This is a genomic window from Aurantimonas sp. Leaf443, from assembly GCF_001425575.1.
Lineage (GTDB): Bacteria > Pseudomonadota > Alphaproteobacteria > Rhizobiales > Rhizobiaceae > Leaf443.
Genome location: NZ_LMRD01000001.1, coordinates 527506 through 541793, shown reverse-complemented (window position 1 = coordinate 541793; position 14288 = coordinate 527506). Strand labels below are relative to the sequence as shown.

General features: G+C 70.4%; 17 protein-coding genes. 10 read left to right on the top strand and 7 right to left on the bottom strand.

Going from position 1 to position 14288, the window contains the following annotated elements; translation table 11 throughout:
• Nucleotides 1-6: 6 nt before the first annotated feature.
• On the bottom strand, nt 7-930 hold the full coding sequence (gene rarD, locus ASG48_RS02405) for an EamA family transporter RarD (RefSeq protein ID WP_055844597.1): 924 nt from the start codon (nt 928-930) through the stop codon (nt 7-9).
• Nucleotides 931-1074: 144 nt separating this feature from the next.
• Between rarD and pip (ASG48_RS02400) the strand changes: the two genes are divergently transcribed.
• Nucleotides 1075-2022 carry a prolyl aminopeptidase gene (gene pip / locus ASG48_RS02400; RefSeq protein ID WP_055844594.1) on the top strand — a complete coding sequence of 316 codons (948 nt, stop codon included), beginning with the start codon at nt 1075-1077 and terminating at the stop codon, nt 2020-2022.
• 28 nt (nt 2023-2050) lie between these two features.
• Here pip (ASG48_RS02400) and ASG48_RS02395 read toward each other — a convergent pair whose 3' ends face one another.
• The 3 genes from ASG48_RS02395 to cysS are packed head-to-tail and all read right to left on the bottom strand — an operon-like array spanning nt 2051 to nt 5019.
• A complete protein-coding gene (locus ASG48_RS02395) occupies nt 2051-2509 on the bottom strand; it encodes a GFA family protein (RefSeq protein ID WP_055844592.1) in 459 nt (152 codons plus the stop codon).
• Between the two features lie 55 nt (nt 2510-2564).
• On the bottom strand, nt 2565-3548 hold the full coding sequence (gene pip, locus ASG48_RS02390; protein ID WP_055844588.1) for a prolyl aminopeptidase: 984 nt from the start codon (nt 3546-3548) through the stop codon (nt 2565-2567).
• A 43-nt stretch (nt 3549-3591) separates the two neighbouring features.
• Nucleotides 3592-5019, bottom strand: coding sequence for a cysteine--tRNA ligase (cysS, locus tag ASG48_RS02385; RefSeq protein WP_055844583.1), 1428 nt, complete (start codon nt 5017-5019; stop codon nt 3592-3594).
• A gap of 314 nt (nt 5020-5333) precedes the next feature.
• Here cysS and ASG48_RS18115 point away from each other — a divergent pair, with 314 nt between their 5' ends.
• Entirely contained in the window at nt 5334-5510 is a 177-nt protein-coding gene (locus ASG48_RS18115) for a hypothetical protein (protein WP_156381405.1), read from the top strand.
• Nucleotides 5511-5730: 220 nt separating this feature from the next.
• Here the strand turns inward: ASG48_RS18115 and ASG48_RS02380 are convergent, their stop codons facing one another.
• Nucleotides 5731-6507 (bottom strand): SOS response-associated peptidase, encoded by a 777-nt coding sequence (locus ASG48_RS02380; protein ID WP_055844581.1) that lies wholly within the window; start codon nt 6505-6507, stop codon nt 5731-5733.
• An 82-nt stretch (nt 6508-6589) separates the two neighbouring features.
• On the opposite strand from ASG48_RS02380, the gene ASG48_RS02375 reads away from it, so the two are divergent.
• The 8 genes from ASG48_RS02375 (at nt 6590) to ASG48_RS02340 (ending at nt 12457) form a co-directional block, all read left to right on the top strand.
• On the top strand, nt 6590-7024 hold the full coding sequence (locus ASG48_RS02375; RefSeq protein WP_055844578.1) for an NUDIX domain-containing protein: 435 nt from the start codon (nt 6590-6592) through the stop codon (nt 7022-7024).
• Nucleotides 7025-7164: 140 nt separating this feature from the next.
• Entirely contained in the window at nt 7165-7608 is a 444-nt protein-coding gene (locus tag ASG48_RS02370; protein ID WP_082529174.1) for a TIGR02301 family protein, read from the top strand.
• A 105-nt stretch (nt 7609-7713) separates the two neighbouring features.
• Nucleotides 7714-7974, top strand: a complete 261-nt coding sequence (locus ASG48_RS02365; RefSeq protein ID WP_055844575.1) for a hypothetical protein — start codon at nt 7714-7716, stop codon at nt 7972-7974.
• Between the two features lie 92 nt (nt 7975-8066).
• Nucleotides 8067-8909 carry a hypothetical protein gene (locus ASG48_RS02360; protein WP_055844572.1) on the top strand — a complete coding sequence of 281 codons (843 nt, stop codon included), beginning with the start codon at nt 8067-8069 and terminating at the stop codon, nt 8907-8909.
• Nucleotides 8910-8957: 48 nt separating this feature from the next.
• Complete coding sequence (locus tag ASG48_RS02355; RefSeq protein ID WP_055844569.1) at nt 8958-9800, top strand: folate-binding protein YgfZ; 843 nt, start codon at nt 8958-8960, stop codon at nt 9798-9800.
• Nucleotides 9797-10441, top strand: coding sequence for an HD family hydrolase (locus ASG48_RS02350; RefSeq protein WP_055844566.1), 645 nt, complete (start codon nt 9797-9799; stop codon nt 10439-10441). The genes ASG48_RS02355 and ASG48_RS02350 overlap by 4 nt, the downstream gene beginning before the upstream one ends.
• An 86-nt stretch (nt 10442-10527) precedes the next feature.
• The gene (locus ASG48_RS02345; RefSeq protein ID WP_055844561.1) at nt 10528-11046 is read left to right on the top strand and encodes a hypothetical protein; all 519 of its coding nucleotides are present in this window, start codon (nt 10528-10530) and stop codon (nt 11044-11046) included.
• 178 nt (nt 11047-11224) lie between these two features.
• Nucleotides 11225-12457, top strand: coding sequence for an MFS transporter (locus ASG48_RS02340; protein WP_055844560.1), 1233 nt, complete (start codon nt 11225-11227; stop codon nt 12455-12457).
• Nucleotides 12458-12461: 4 nt separating this feature from the next.
• On the opposite strand, the gene recO is transcribed toward ASG48_RS02340, so the two are convergent.
• Nucleotides 12462-13193: a DNA repair protein RecO gene (gene recO / locus ASG48_RS02335; RefSeq protein ID WP_055844557.1), complete on the bottom strand. Its 732-nt coding sequence runs from the start codon at nt 13191-13193 to the stop codon at nt 12462-12464.
• Between the two features lie 131 nt (nt 13194-13324).
• On the bottom strand, nt 13325-14257 hold the full coding sequence (era, locus tag ASG48_RS02330) for a GTPase Era (protein WP_055845403.1): 933 nt from the start codon (nt 14255-14257) through the stop codon (nt 13325-13327).
• Nucleotides 14258-14288 lie beyond the last annotated feature (31 nt).

Genomic DNA, 14288 nt, shown 5'->3' with positions numbered 1-14288 from the left:
CGCCCTTCAGGCGAGCGGGGCCGCTTCGTCCAGCCGGCGCGCCCGCGTGGCGGCCCGGTCGGCCCGCACGAGCGCGACCGTGTAGAGCGCAAGGGCCGCGAGGATGAAGGCGAAGGCGACGGCCTGCGCGCCCGTCAGCGGCTGTCCGAAGACGAAGATCGCCGTCGCCGCGATGCCCGTCGGCACGATATATTGCATGATCCCGATGGTCGAATAGCGCAGGAGACGCGCTCCGGCGGCGAAGAGGATCAGCGGCACCGCCGTCAGCGGCCCCGAGCCGACCAGGAGCCATGTCTCGCCGGGATCGGCGAGGAAGGCGCCGGTGCCCGGCACGAAGGCGAGGCAGGCGGCGGCGGGCAGCGCCAGGATCGCCACTTCCATGAAGAAGCCCTGCGTCGCCCCGAGCGGCACGAGCTTGCGCAGCAGGCCATAGGTGCCGAAGCTCAGCGGCAGCACCAGCGAGATCCATGGCAGGCCGCCGGTCTGCAGGGTGAGCGCGAGGACGCCGAGAAGGGCGAGCCCGATCGCCGCCCATTGCAGCGCGTTCGGACGCTCGCGCAGGACGATGGCGCCGAGCGCGATGTTGACGAGCGGGTTGATGTAGTAGCCGAGCGCCGATTCCAGCGCCTGGCCGGAGACGATCGCATAGACGTAGACGCCCCAGTTCACGGTGATGAGCGTGGCGGCGAGCGTGGCGAGACCCAGCGTGCGCGGGTCGGCGAAATGGCGCGCCATGCCGGCGAGAAGCCCCTGCCACCACAGGATCGCCATGGCCACCGGAATGGCCCACAGAACGCGGTGGGCGACGATCTCCATGGGCGAGACATGGTCGAGCGTCTTCATGTAGATCGGAAAGACGATGCCCCAGATCAGAAAGGCGACGAGGGCATAGGCGAAGCCCCGGCGCGCGTCGGATTCGGCGATGGGCATCGGGATCGGCTCGGCTGAAGGTCGGATCGGGCCCGTCTACCGCATCGCGGCAACCGGCGAAACCGTCGTGCCGCCATTCTTCGCCTTGCCCCGAGCCGGCGGCGCGAGAACGCGTCGGCTCTTCGAGACCCGGAAGGACCCGCCATGACGCTTCGCACGCTCTATCCGCCGATCGCCCCCTACGAGAGCGGGATGCTGGAGGTCGGCGACGGGCACAGACTCTACTACGAGCGCTCCGGCACGCCGGGCGGAAAGCCGGCGGTGTTCCTGCATGGCGGACCCGGCGGCGGCTTCTCGGACGATCACCGCCGGCTCTTCGATCCCGCCGTCTACGACGTGACGCTCTTCGACCAGCGCGGCTGCGGGCGCTCCACCCCGCATGCCGGGCTCGAGGCCAACACGACCTGGCATCTCGTCGCCGACATCGAGCGGCTGCGCGAGAGGGCGGGCGCGAAGACCTGGCTCGTCTTCGGCGGCTCCTGGGGCTCGACGCTGGCGCTGGCCTACGCGCAGACCCATCCCGAACGCGTCTCGGCGCTGATCCTGCGCGGCGTCTACACGCTGAGCCGCGCGGAACTCGACTGGTACTATCAGTTCGGCGTGTCGCAGATGTTCCCGGAGAAATGGGAGCGCTTCCAGGCGCCGATCCCGCCGGAAGAACGCGGCGACATGATCGCGGCCTATCGCCGTCGCCTGACGGGCGAGGACGAGGCGGTGCGCATCGAGGCGGCGCGCGCCTGGAGCGTCTGGGAGGGAGAGACGATCACGCTCCTGCCGAGCGCCGAACTCTCCACGAGCTTTGCCGAGGACCGCTTCGCGCTCGCCTTCGCGCGGATCGAGAACCACTATTTCAGCCATGGCGGCTGGCTGGAGGAGGGCCAGCTCCTGCGCGACGCCGGCCGGCTGGCGGGCATTCCCGGCGCCATCGTGCACGGGCGCTACGACATGCCCTGCCCCGCCCACTACGCCTGGCAGCTGCACAAGGCCTGGCCGGACGCCGCCTTCCACCTCGTGGAAGGGGCCGGCCACGCCTATTCGGAGCCGGGCATCCTCGATCGCCTCATCGCCGAGACGGACCGGTTCCGGCCGTGAGACCCGCGGTGCCGGGGCGCAGGGCGGCTCAGGCCTCGTCCGGCCCCGGCGCATCGCCGTGCTGGCAGGAGACGATGTCGGCGAGATAGCGAACCTCGGGCACGTCGGCAGCGGTGGAACGCGTCGGCAGGGCCGCCAGCGCATCGACGAAAGGCAGCTTGCCCTCGATGCCGTACTGGATGGCGGGCGCCAGGCGCGACGGGTCGTCGAAGGCGCCGATGGCCAGCGCGATCCCGTCCGGCGCCTCGTAGGTGAGCGGCGTGCCGCACATCTCGCAGAACCCGCGCAGGACGTGGTTGGAGGATCGGAAGCGGCTCGGCTCGCGCTTCGTCCAGACGAGGCCGGACGTCACGCCGACGAGCGGGGCGTAGAAGGCGCCGAAGGCCTTCTGGCACATGCGGCAATGGCAGATGGACGGAGCGCCCGTCTCGCCCTCGACGCGAAAGCGCACCGCGCCGCATTGGCATCCGCCGGTGAGGTCTGCCATCGTCGTCCTCCTTCGAACGGCTGGAACGGGATCGCCACGAAGATGGCGCGGCGCGTCAGTCGCGCCAGCCCGCGCCGAAGCGGTCGGTCGCCTCCAGAAGCTCGTGCAGGATGCCGGGTTCGGCGAAGGCATGGCCGGCCGCCTCCACGATCCTCAGGTCCGCGCGCGGCCAGCGCGCGGCGATGGCATAGGCGGTGGCGGCGGGCGTGACCACGTCGTAGCGGCCCTGCACGATGATGGCGGGGATGTCCGAGAGGCGCGGCACGGCGTCGACGAGCTGCCCCTCCTCCAGCCAGAGCGAATGCGAGAAATAGTGGTTCTCGATCCGGGCGAAGGCGATGATCGCGTCGCTCGCCTGCGCGTCCGCATAGGCGTTCTCCTCGCGGGCCTGGGCGGGCGTGCGCAGCGTCACGGTCGCCGCCTCCCAGTCGGTCCAGGCGCGCGCCGCGCGCGCGCGCACCGCCCGGTCCGGATCGGTCAGGCGGCGGTGGAAGGCGGCCACGACGTCGCCGCGCTCGTGCGACTCCAGCACGGAGACGAAGCGCTCCCAGCGGTCGGGGAAGAGGCGGTTGGCGCCGTCGCGGTAGAACCAGTCGAGCTCTTGGCGCCGGCCGCTGAAGATGCCGCGCAGGACCATGCCGTCGACGCGCGAGGGATGCGCCTGCCCGTAGGCCAGCGCGAGCGTGGCGCCCCAGGAGCCGCCGAAGAGCAGCCAGGACGGGAAGCCGAGATGAAGTCGCAGGCGTTCCAGGTCGGCGACGAGGTGCCAGGTCGTGTTGGCCTCCAGACTGCCGAGCGGCGTGGAGCGCCCGCAGCCGCGCTGGTCGAACAGGCAGACGTTCCAGATCGCGGGATCGAAGAGCCGGCGATGGTGGATGCCCGCCCCGCTTCCCGGCCCGCCATGCAGGAAGACCGCGGGACGCCCCTGCGGATTGCCGCAGAGCTCGTAGAAGAGCTCGTGACCCTCCCCCACCGCGAGGCGCCCGGTGGCGTAGGGCGCCAGGGCCGGATAGGGGCGGCGATAGGCGCTCTCGCTCACGACCGGCCGCCCGCCGACGCGCGTCCGGCGGCCGGCCGGCCCATCACGCGCGCTCCCAGGTCGTCACGCGCTCGCCGGTCGCCGGGTCGCGCCCGTCCTTGAGCCGCACGCCCTTGGCGAGGAGTTCGGCCCGCAGGCCGTCCGCGGCGGAAAAGTCCTTCTCGCGCAGGAGCGCGAGGCGGCGCGCGATGGCCGCCTCCACCTCGGCGACGTCGATGCCCTCGTCGCGGTCGCGCGCAGGCTCGAGATCGAGGCCGATCAGTCTGGCGCAGGCGAAGAGCGAACCGGGATCGGAGCGGCGCAGCGCATGCATCTCGGCGAAGGCGGCCGAGCCGTTGAGATCGTCGCACCAGGCGTCCACGAAGGCCTGGCTCGGCCGGGTGGGGGTCGCGCCCACCACGGCGCGACGCAGACTCGCCAGCATGTCCGCCGCCTCCTCGAGGCGCTTGGAAGTGAAATCGATCGGCTCGCGATAATGCGTCATCAGCATCGCGAGGCGCAGCACCTCGCCCGGCCAGCGGCGGCCGTGGAAGGTCTCGGTCTGCAGGAGATCGTGGATGGTGACGAAGTTGCCCTCCGACTTCGACATCTTGCGCCCCTCGACCTGCACGAAGCCGTTGTGCAGCCAGACCTCGGCCATGACCTGCGTGCCGTGGGCGCAGCGCGACTGGGCGATCTCGTTCTCGTGATGGGGGAAGATGAGGTCGAGCCCGCCGCCATGGATGTCGAAGGTCGGCCCCAGGAGCGCGCCGCTCATGGCCGAGCACTCGATGTGCCAGCCGGGGCGCCCGCGGCCCCAGGGGCTGTCCCAGCCCGGCTCGTTCTCGGCCGACAGCTTCCACAGCACGAAGTCGGCGGGGTCGCGCTTGTGCGCCTCCACCGCCACGCGCGCGCCGGCCTGCTGCTCCTCCAGCCGGCGCCTGGAGAGCTGGCCGTAATCGGGCATCGAGGAGACGGAGAACAGCACCTCGCCGCCCGCGACATAGGCGTTGCCGCGCGCGATCAGCGTCTCGATCATCGAGACCATGTCCTGCCCCGGCCGGCCGGTCACGTAGTCGGTGGCGCGCGGCTCGTGGGTGGGCGGCAGGCAGCCGAGTTCGGCCGCGTCCTGGAAGAACTGGCGCGCGGTCTCGGCCGTGACCTTGGCGATGGCCTCGTTCAGCGGCAGGCCGGGATGGTCGCGGGCGGCGCGGGCGTTGATCTTGTCGTCGACGTCGGTGACGTTGCGCACGTAGGTCACGCGCTCCGAGCCGTAGAGATGGCGCAGGAGCCGGAACAGGACGTCGAAGACGATGACGGGCCGCGCGTTGCCGATATGGGCGAAGTCGTAGACGGTCGGCCCGCAGACATACATGCGCACGCGCTTGTCGTCCTCGGCGACCGCGCCGTCGCGCCAGTCGCGCGGCCGGAACGGCTCCTTCGCCCGGCTGAGCGTGTTCATGAGCGTCAGCCCGCGAAACCCGTCGTCCATGATCCAAAGCTCTCCCGAAGCGTCGCCGACCTGCGGATGCACCTAGCGTCGCGGCGGGACGAAGACAAACGAAACCCTTCCTTCACCATGGCGCGAGCCCCGGCGCCGCGCGCCACCTTTTCGCCGCAGGCGCCCTCTTTTTCGGCGGAGATGCCTTCGCGGCCCGGGCCGGGTTGCAGTGTGACTCGCATGCAACGCACACGAAGTGATCGAAAGTGAAAGATTTCGTGTTTAACAAGCGGTTAGGTGTTGCCGCTAATCTGACGTAATCAGGCGCCCAGATAGGCCGCCAACAGTCTTATGGATGACATACGATGCACAGTGAAACGCCGGCGTTCCGCTCGAAGCGCGAGCGCGAAAAGGAAGTGATGCTGGTCAAGAACTACCGCGACATCGGTATTTCGGCGATCGCAGCTGCGAGCAATGCTTGCCGCAGCGCACGCAAGGACAAGATGATCCACACCGAGCAGACGCTCGTCGCAGCGGAGTAGTCCGCGAGGACGACAGGGACGCGCCCGCAGCCTTCCGCCGGTCCGGCGGGAGACGTGGCGCGCGAGACCGTGCCGGAACCGGGAGGCCGATCCGAGGCCTTCCCAGGCGGGGACTGCCGAGACGAACGGGCGACCGGGGCTGACCCTTTTCGCCTCCATCATGCCGCGAGGCTCGACCGTCGCGGACCGGCGGACCGTCTCGCCGCGAGACGTCCGAGCCTCAGTCGTCGAACAGGCTGCCCTGCGCCGATGGTGCACGGGCGACGGTCCCGGGGCGGCGCGCGCCGGGGGACGACGCTTCGCCGGCCGGTCGCGACGGCGCCTGCAGGTCGGGTGCGGTATAGGCGGCCTTGTTGACGCGATCGTCGATCTCCACCGCCTCGAAGAAGCCGGCGCGCCGGGGCGACAGGAGGTCGCCGACCTCCCGCGGCTCGAAGGTCCGGCAGTCCAGCCAGCGCTCGTAGTCGCCCTCCTCGACGACGAGGGGCATGCGCTCGTGGATCGCGGCCAGATCCGCGCTGGCCGCCGTCGTCAGGATGGTCGCCGTGTCCACCTCGCCGCCATCGGCGCCGTGGGCCGTCTCCATCAGCCCGGCGAAGGCGAAGGGACGGCCGGAGACGGGCTTCACCAAATAGGGACGGCTCTTCCTCCCCTCCTTGCACCATTCGTAGAAGCCGCTGGCGGGCACGAGGCAGCGCCGGTGCCGCAGGGCGGCGCGGAAGGCGTTCTTCGTGGCGACCGTCTCGGAACGGGCGTTGAACAGAAGCGGGAAACCGCGCGTGTCGCGCAGCCAGGACGGAATGAGGCCCCAGCGGGCGAGCATCGCGTGGCGGCCGTCCACCGCCGTCTCCGGCCGCGCCTCGCGGCCGCCGAGGACAAGAAGGATCGGCTGCGTCGGCGCGATATTGTAGCGCGGCGGAAAGCTCTCGATACTGGCGAGATCAAAGAGCCGGGCGATGTCCTCCGGAGAGGCGGCAAGGGTGAAGCGTCCGCACATGCCCCCTGCTTCAGGCCATGGCGCGCCGTCCTGTCAAGCGCGGCCCCGGCGCGCGGGACAAAGGTGACAGGAGGAACGCCGCGTGACGACCGACCGCAGGCCGCTTCTCGGCGTCTCCATCGCCCTGTTCCGGGACGACACGGTTCTCCTCGTCGAACGCGGCCGCGCGCCCTTCGCCGGCCTTCTCAGCCTGCCGGGCGGGCGGGTGGAGTTCGGCGAGAGCCTCGCGGGTGGCGTGGCGCGCGAGGTGCTGGAGGAAACGGGGCTCGACGTCGCGGCGCCCTGCTTCGTGCGGTTCCACGAGGCGATCGACGCGGCGCAGGGCCTGCATGTCGTCATCGCGGTCTTCGCCGCCCGACTCGCGGCGCAGGCCGACCCCGTCGCGGGCGACGATGCGGCGTCCCTCCGCTTTGCCGGCCTGGCGCAGCTTGCCGCCCTCGACCGCGCGGGCCGCACGACGCAGGGGCTCTCCGACACCGTCCGCGCGGCAGCCGCCTGCCTCGCGGCGATGGGCTGACGGGCCGTCGGGCGCGAGCCTTCGTGCCGGACGGCCTGTCTGACGCGGGGATGTTGCGATAAGAGCGCAACGCAGCGAGAACGGCCGCTGCGGCGCAAGAGACCCTTGCAAATGTATTAACGAGGGCGGACCTTCGGCTCATGTCATCGAAACGGTTTCTCCTCGCCTTGTGCCTCGTGGCCGGCGCGCTCGGCGCAGGACCGGGTGCGAGCGCGCAGGACAAGGCCAAGGAGGCCCCGGCGCAGGAGAGCGTGGAGCCGGCCGTCGAGACGCCGACCGTCGCCCCGCCCTATCTCGGGCCGCTCGGGCGCCTCTCGTCGATCCTGGGCTCGGTGCATTTCCTGCGCAAGCTCTGCGGCGATCCGCAGGCCGACCTCTGGCGCGACAGGATGAGCGCGCTTCTCGAGGCGCAGAAGCCGAACGATACGGACCGGCGGCGACTGGTGGCGAGTTTCAACGGCGGCTACCGCGCCTTCGAGTCGACCTACCGCAAATGCACACCCTCCGCGCGCCTGGCGGTGAACCGCTACCAGAGCGAAGGCGCTACACTGGCGCGGGAAATCGCCGGGCGATACGGAAATTAACCATCCGTTAACGGTTCGCGAAACGACGGCCCCGAAGCGCCCTCGTTCGTGATAGGACCTTAACGGCGCGTGAAGCCGCAAGGCGCAGTTTGAAAGGATGTCGGAATGGTCGATTTGCAGGGCGCCGAACTGGACGAGATGATCCAGGCCGAGAAGAAGCAGGTCGCCTTCGAATACCATAGCGAAGCCTGGGCGGACGGGATCTCGGACGGCATCGAGGCGGAGATCCTCGCCGAGACGGCGATCTCGACGGCGCTGACCGAACTGATCCGCCTGCAGGGCGAGGCCGACGTCATCGCCATGGTGGAAGGCCTTCGCAGGCGCATCGAGTTCGGCGAGTTCTGCTCGGACCGCTCGCTTCAATAGGCGCTCGCCGCCTTTCGCAACGCCCAGGCCCAACCGCTCCGCGCGCCGGAGGAACGGGTCCGCGTCCGCGCTTCGCAACGGAGGATCCGTCCGTGCCGACGCTTCGCTCGACTGCCCGCGTCACACTCCTGTCCGCGCTGATCCTGTCGTCATGGGCCGGCGGCGCGCATGCCTTCTCGCAGTTCGGCGGCAAGGACAACGAGACCGTGCCCCGCGAGGGCATCCTGCAGGTGCCGCTGCCCCCGCTCACCGGCTCCGGCGCCGCACCGACGAGTGAGGCCGAGGAGACCCCCGCCGCCGATCCCGCGGCGCCCGCCGGCACCCTGCCGCCGGTGCCGGCCGAGGCTGCGCCGGCTCAGGGGCCCGACCAGCCGCAACGGACGCCGCCCGCCTCCATCCGCGACCTGACGGGCGCGGCGCCCGAGCCCGAACAGGCCGAGGACGAAGCCGCCGCTCAGGCTAGCGCGCCGGCCGAGATCTTCTACGGCTCGGACGGCCTGCCCGGCCCCGTCGTCGCCCTGCGCGACAAGCTGATGGAGATCGCGCGCACCGGCGAGATCGAGGCGCTGAAGCCCTATCTGCGCACCGGCGAGGAGGGCACGGTGCTCAGCTTCGGCGAGACGCCGGAGGACCCGATCGCCTTCCTGAAGTCGATCTCGGGCGACGGCGAGGGCGTCGAGACGCTCGCGATCCTCCTCGAAGTTCTGGAGGCCGGCCATACGGTGGCCGAGAAGGGCACGCCGGACGAGATCTTCGTCTGGCCCTATTTCACGCAAGTTTCCCTGGAGACGCTGACAAACCGCCAGAAGGTCGAGCTCTTCAAGATCGTGACGGCCGGCGACTACGAGGCGATGAAGGAATTCGGCGCCTACAATTTCTACCGCGTCGGCCTCTCGCCGGACGGCAAGCTGGAATTCTTCGTCGCCGGCGACTGACGGGCCGTCCGGTTCCGGGACCGAGTTCCACGACAAGCGAGTGCGACCATGCCCTATGCCCGCCTGCCGGCGCGCGCCCTCCTGCGAGTGACGGGCGCGGATGCCGAGACCTTCCTGCAGACACTCGTCACGGCCGATCTCGACCGGTTGCAGCAAGGCGAGGCGCGCCCGGCGGCGCTTCTCAGCCCGCAGGGCAAGATCCTCTTCGACTTCCTTCTCAGCCGCTGCGAGGACGGGTTTCGGGTGGACGTGGCCCGCGAGGCCCGCGCCGACCTCCAGAAGCGTCTGACGCTCTACAAGCTGCGCGCCAAGGTGACGATCGCCCCCGACGAGGAGGCCGTCTTCGCGGTCTGGGACGAGGACGGGCCATGGCTCGCCGACCGGCGATTCGTCGGCGAACGCGTCGGGCGGCAATATGGCGACGCGCCCGCCGGGGGCGAGGAGGCCGGTGCCGAGGCCTTCGAAGCGCGCCGGGTGCGGGCCGGCATCGCCGAGGCGGTCAGCGACTTCCCGCCCGCCGAGATGTTCCCGCACGACGTGCTGCTCGACCAGAATGGCGGCGTCTCCTTCCGCAAGGGCTGCTTCGTCGGGCAGGAAGTGGTCTCGCGCATGCAGCATCGCGGCACGGCGCGCCGGCGCCTCGTGCTCGTCTCGGCCGAGCGGCACCTGACGCCCGGCGCCGTGGTGAGCGCGGGGGCGCGCACGCTCGGCACCCTCCTCGCCGCGACGGGCGCGGACGGGTTCGCGCTGGTGCGCATCGACCGTCTCGCCGAGGCGCTGTCCGCCGGCGAGACCATCGCGGCGGACGGCGTGCCGCTGACGGCGACGATTCCGCCCTGGGCGGGCTACGCGCTGCCGACCGAGGCCGAAGGCTCGGACGCGCTCGCATGAGCCGCGCGCCCGAGAAGCCGCCGCGCGTCTGGCAGCGCATGCTGTCCGGCCGGCGGCTCGACCTCCTCGACCCTTCCCCGCTCGACATCGAGATCGAGGACATCGCCCACGGGCTCGCGCGCGTGGCGCGCTGGAACGGCCAGACGCGCGGCGACCACGCTTTCTCCGTCGCGCAGCATTCGCTGATCGTGGAGCGCATCGTCGCGGCGAGCGAGCCCGATCCGCGCTGGCGCCTCGCCGCGCTGCTCCACGACGGGCCGGAATACGTGATCGGCGACATGATCTCGCCCTTCAAGAGCGTGATGGGCGGCGACTACAAGCGTGTCGAGAAGCGGCTCCAGGCCGCGATCCACATGCGATTCGGCCTGCCGGGCGCGCTGGCGCCGGCGGTGGAGAAGCTCCTGAAGGCGGCCGACCGCGTCTCGGCCCATCACGAGGCCGTGCTCCTGGCGGGTTTCTCGTCCGCCGAGGCGACGGCGCTCTTCGGCAAGGCCCCGGACGGCCTCGTCGATTCGCAGGCCTTCGCGCCGATGGCGACCGCCGAGGTCGGCCGCGCCTTCCTCGCGCGGTTCCGGGATCTCGACGCGGCGGTCGGCGCCCGTGCACCCGTCGCGACGGCGCTTCGCGCCGCACGGTCCTGACCACCGCGCGAAGGCCGCGAAAATTGCGATGCCGATCGGCATGCGGACGACTGCCCTTCGCATGGCCGCCGCCCTAGAATGACGCCATGACCTATCTCGTCGTCTCCTCCCTCGCCGACCTTCCCGCCACCGTCGAGACCCATGGCGCGCTCGACATCGTCACGCTCATCAACGCCGACACGGTGGTGAACCGTCCGGCGAGCGTCGCCGCCGAACGCCATCTCTTCATCGGTGTCAACGACATTGCCGAACCGATGGAGGGCATGACCGCGCCGGGTGTCGAGCATCTCGACCGCCTCCTCGCCTTCGGCGAACGCTGGGATCGGGAGAGACCGCTCGTCGTCCATTGCTGGGCGGGAATCAGCCGTTCGACGGCGGCGGCCTATATCCTGGCGCTGGCGATCAATCCCGAGTTGGACGAGATGGCGCTGGCGCAGGAGCTGCGCCAGCGCAGCCCCTCGGCGACGCCGAATCCGCGGCTCGTCTCCCTCGCCGACGAGAAGCTCGGGCGCGAGGGCCGGATGGTCGCGGCGATCCGCTCGATCGGGCGCGGCGCCGACGCCTTTTCCGGCACGCCCTTCGTGCTGCCGCTCGTCCTGGACTGAAGCATCAGGCGATTCGCGTGCCGGACGAGGCTTCGGCCATATCCGCAGGGCGCGACGCCCCCCCGGACCCGCCGGAGGCCGTCCGGCATTCGCGAACGCGATCTCTGCGATCAACAAAAGTCGTTTGGACACCGCAGCCCCGCCTGTACTGTGCAATGCGCAGAGGAAGGGAACGGGCATGGATACGACAAGGCAGGCCGGGACCGGCGCCGGATCGATCGCGTGGGGCGCGATCGTGGCGGGGTGCCTCATCGCGCTCCTCACCTTCGGCCCGCGTTCGGCGATCGGCTTCTTCCAGCTGCCGATGCTCGCCGACAAGGACTGGAGCCGGCAGGACTTCGCCCTCGCCATCGCCTTGCAGAATCTCTTCTGGGGCGCGGGGCAACCGATCTTCGGCGCCATCGCCGACCGGTTCGGCACGGCCAAGGTCCTGGTTCTCTCCGGTCTGATCTACGCCGCGGGCCTTGCCCTCACCGCCGTGGCGCCGACGCCCTTCTTCCTGTCGATGGGCGCGGGCGTCCTCGTCGGCCTCGGCGTGGCGGCGGGCTCGTTCGGCATCGTGCTCGCCGCCTTCGCGCGGCGCGTGACGGCGGAGAAGCGCTCCTTCGTCTTCGGGCTCGGCACGGCGGCGGGCTCGGCCGGCATGTTCGTCTTCGCGCCGCTCAGCCAGGCGCTGATCGAGCGCCACGGCTGGTCGGACTCGCTCCTGATTCTCTCCGGGCTGATGCTCCTCGTACCGCTCCTCGCCTATGCGCTGCGCAGCGAGGCGACGCCCCGGCGCGATCTGACGAGCGAGATCCAGCAGACGATGGGCGCCGCGCTCTCGCAGGCCTTCGCCACGAAGAGCTATCTCCTCCTCACCTCCGGCTTCTTCGTCTGCGGCTTCCAGGTGGCGTTCATCACGGCGCATTTCCCGGCCTATCTCGCCGACAAGGGGCTCGCGCCCGCCTATGCGGTGATCGCGCTGGCGCTGATCGGCTTCTTCAACATCATCGGCTCGCTCGGCTCGGGCATTCTCGGCCAGCGCCATTCCAAGCCGCACATGCTCGCCTTCATCTATCTCGGCCGCTCGCTCGCCGTGACGCTCTTCCTGCTGACGCCGATCTCGCCGACGAGCGTCGTCCTCTTCTCGGCGGTGATGGGCATCCTCTGGCTCTCCACCGTGCCGCCGACGAACGCGCTCGTCGCCATCATGTTCGGCACGCGCTATCTCGGCCTCCTCGGCGGCCTCGTCTTCTTCTCCCACCAGATCGGCTCGTTCCTCGGCGTCTGGCTGGGCGGGGTGCTCTACCAGACGACGGGCTCCTACGACGTCGTGTGGTGGCTGGGCGTGGCGATGGGCGTGTTCGCGGCCGTCGTGAACTGGCCCATCCGCGAGGCGCCGGCCGCGCCCCTCGCCCAGCCGGCCTGACGGCTCAGATCTCGGCGCCGGCGCGCTCCACCGCATGAAGGAGCCCAGCCCGCGAGACCGGCGCCGTCAGCCCGCGCGGCTCGTAGACATGGCGGAAGAGGAAGAAGCCGGTCATGGCGAAGGCGGAACCGAGTTCGCCGGCGTCCGGCCGGTGCGTCTCGTCGAGGAGAAAGGGCGGCAGGGCGAAGAGCTTGTCGCGCCACGGCTCTCCGGGCCCGCGGCCGACGGCCCGGCCGGTCTTCGGGGAGACGTAGGCGAGATCCTTCGCCGTGCCCGTCGCCGCGCAGCGCGTGAGATCGAGGCCGACGCCGAGCTCCTCCAGAAGCGCCAGCTCGAAACGCAGCACGAGTTCGCCCGCCGTCAGCGGATCGCCGAGATGATCGGCCATGGCCTCCAGCGCGTCGTAGAGCCTTGGATGGGGATCGCGCTCGGGCAGGAGACGCAGATGGCTGGCGACGGCCTGGATGGCGTTCAGTCCCGCCGCCGTCTCCATCAGCCGGGCGGCGCGCATGGCGAGCGGCTCGACGGTGAAGGTGCCCATCTGCTCGTCGAGCCGGGCGCGCCAGTTCACCTCAACGCCGTTGCCGGGCTGGAGAACCGGCTGCTGCTTGCGCGAGCGCCCGCCGCGCACGATGCCGAGATGGCGGCCGCGCTCGCGCGTCATCACCTCGGCGATGACGCTCGTCTCGCCGTGGCGGCGAAAGCCGAGGACGATGGCGGCCTCACGCCATTCCATGGCGCATCCCGTGACGTCGCGAAAGAGATCGGCTCATGGAACGGGCGTCCGGATGACGGGCGGCGATGGAGTCGCGCCCGGTCGTTCCATCGAGATGGCGCAGGCGCGCCGGCCCGCCAGTGCGAGACGCGTCAGCGCGAGAAGTCGAGACCCATCTCGCGATAGCGCTCGGGATCGTCGCCCCAATTGTCGCGCACCTTCACGAAGAGGAAGAGATGGACGTTGGTCTCGGCCGCCTCGATGATCTCCTGGCGCGCGGCTTGGCCGATGGCCTTGATGGTCGCACCCTTGTGGCCGAGGACGATCGCCTTCTGGCTGTCGCGCTCGACATAGATCGTCTGCTCGATGCGCACCGAGCCGTCGGGCCGCGCCTGCCAGAGCTCGGTCTCGACATGGCTCGAATAGGGCAGTTCCTCGTGGAGCCGCAGATAGAGCTTCTCGCGGGTGATCTCGGCGGCGAGCTGGCGCAGCGGGAGATCGGAGATCTGGTCTTCCGGGTAGTACCAGGGGTTCTCCGGCAGGGCGCCGGCGAGATAGTCCATCAGGTCGTCGCAGCCCGAGCCCGTCAGCGCCGAGATCATGAAGACGCGCTCGAAGGGCAGGCGCTCGGTGATCTCCTTGGTGAGGCCGAGCAGCGTGTCGCGCTTGATGCGGTCCACCTTGTTGAGGAGGAGGACGCGCGGCTGGCGCATGTCGGCGAGCCGGGTCAGGATCGTGTCGACGTCGGGCCCGAGACCGCGCTCGGCATCGACGATGGCGAGCACGATGTCGGCGTCGCGCGCGCCGGACCAGGCGGTCTTGACCATGGCGCGGTCGAGCCGGCGCCTGGGTTCGAAGACGCCGGGCGTGTCGACGAAGACGATCTGCGTGCGGTCGCGGATGGCGATGCCGCGCACCAGCGCCCGGGTCGTCTGCACCTTGTGCGTGACGATCGAGACCTTGGTGCCGACGAGCTGGTTGACGAGCGTCGACTTGCCCGCGTTCGGCGCGCCCAGAAGCGCGGCGAAGCCCGCCCGGGTGCCCTCGCCCGCAGCGGCGCCCGCCGTCTCATCGCGCGGCGCCAGGTCGTGTCCGGTCTCGTCGCGGGGGGTCTCG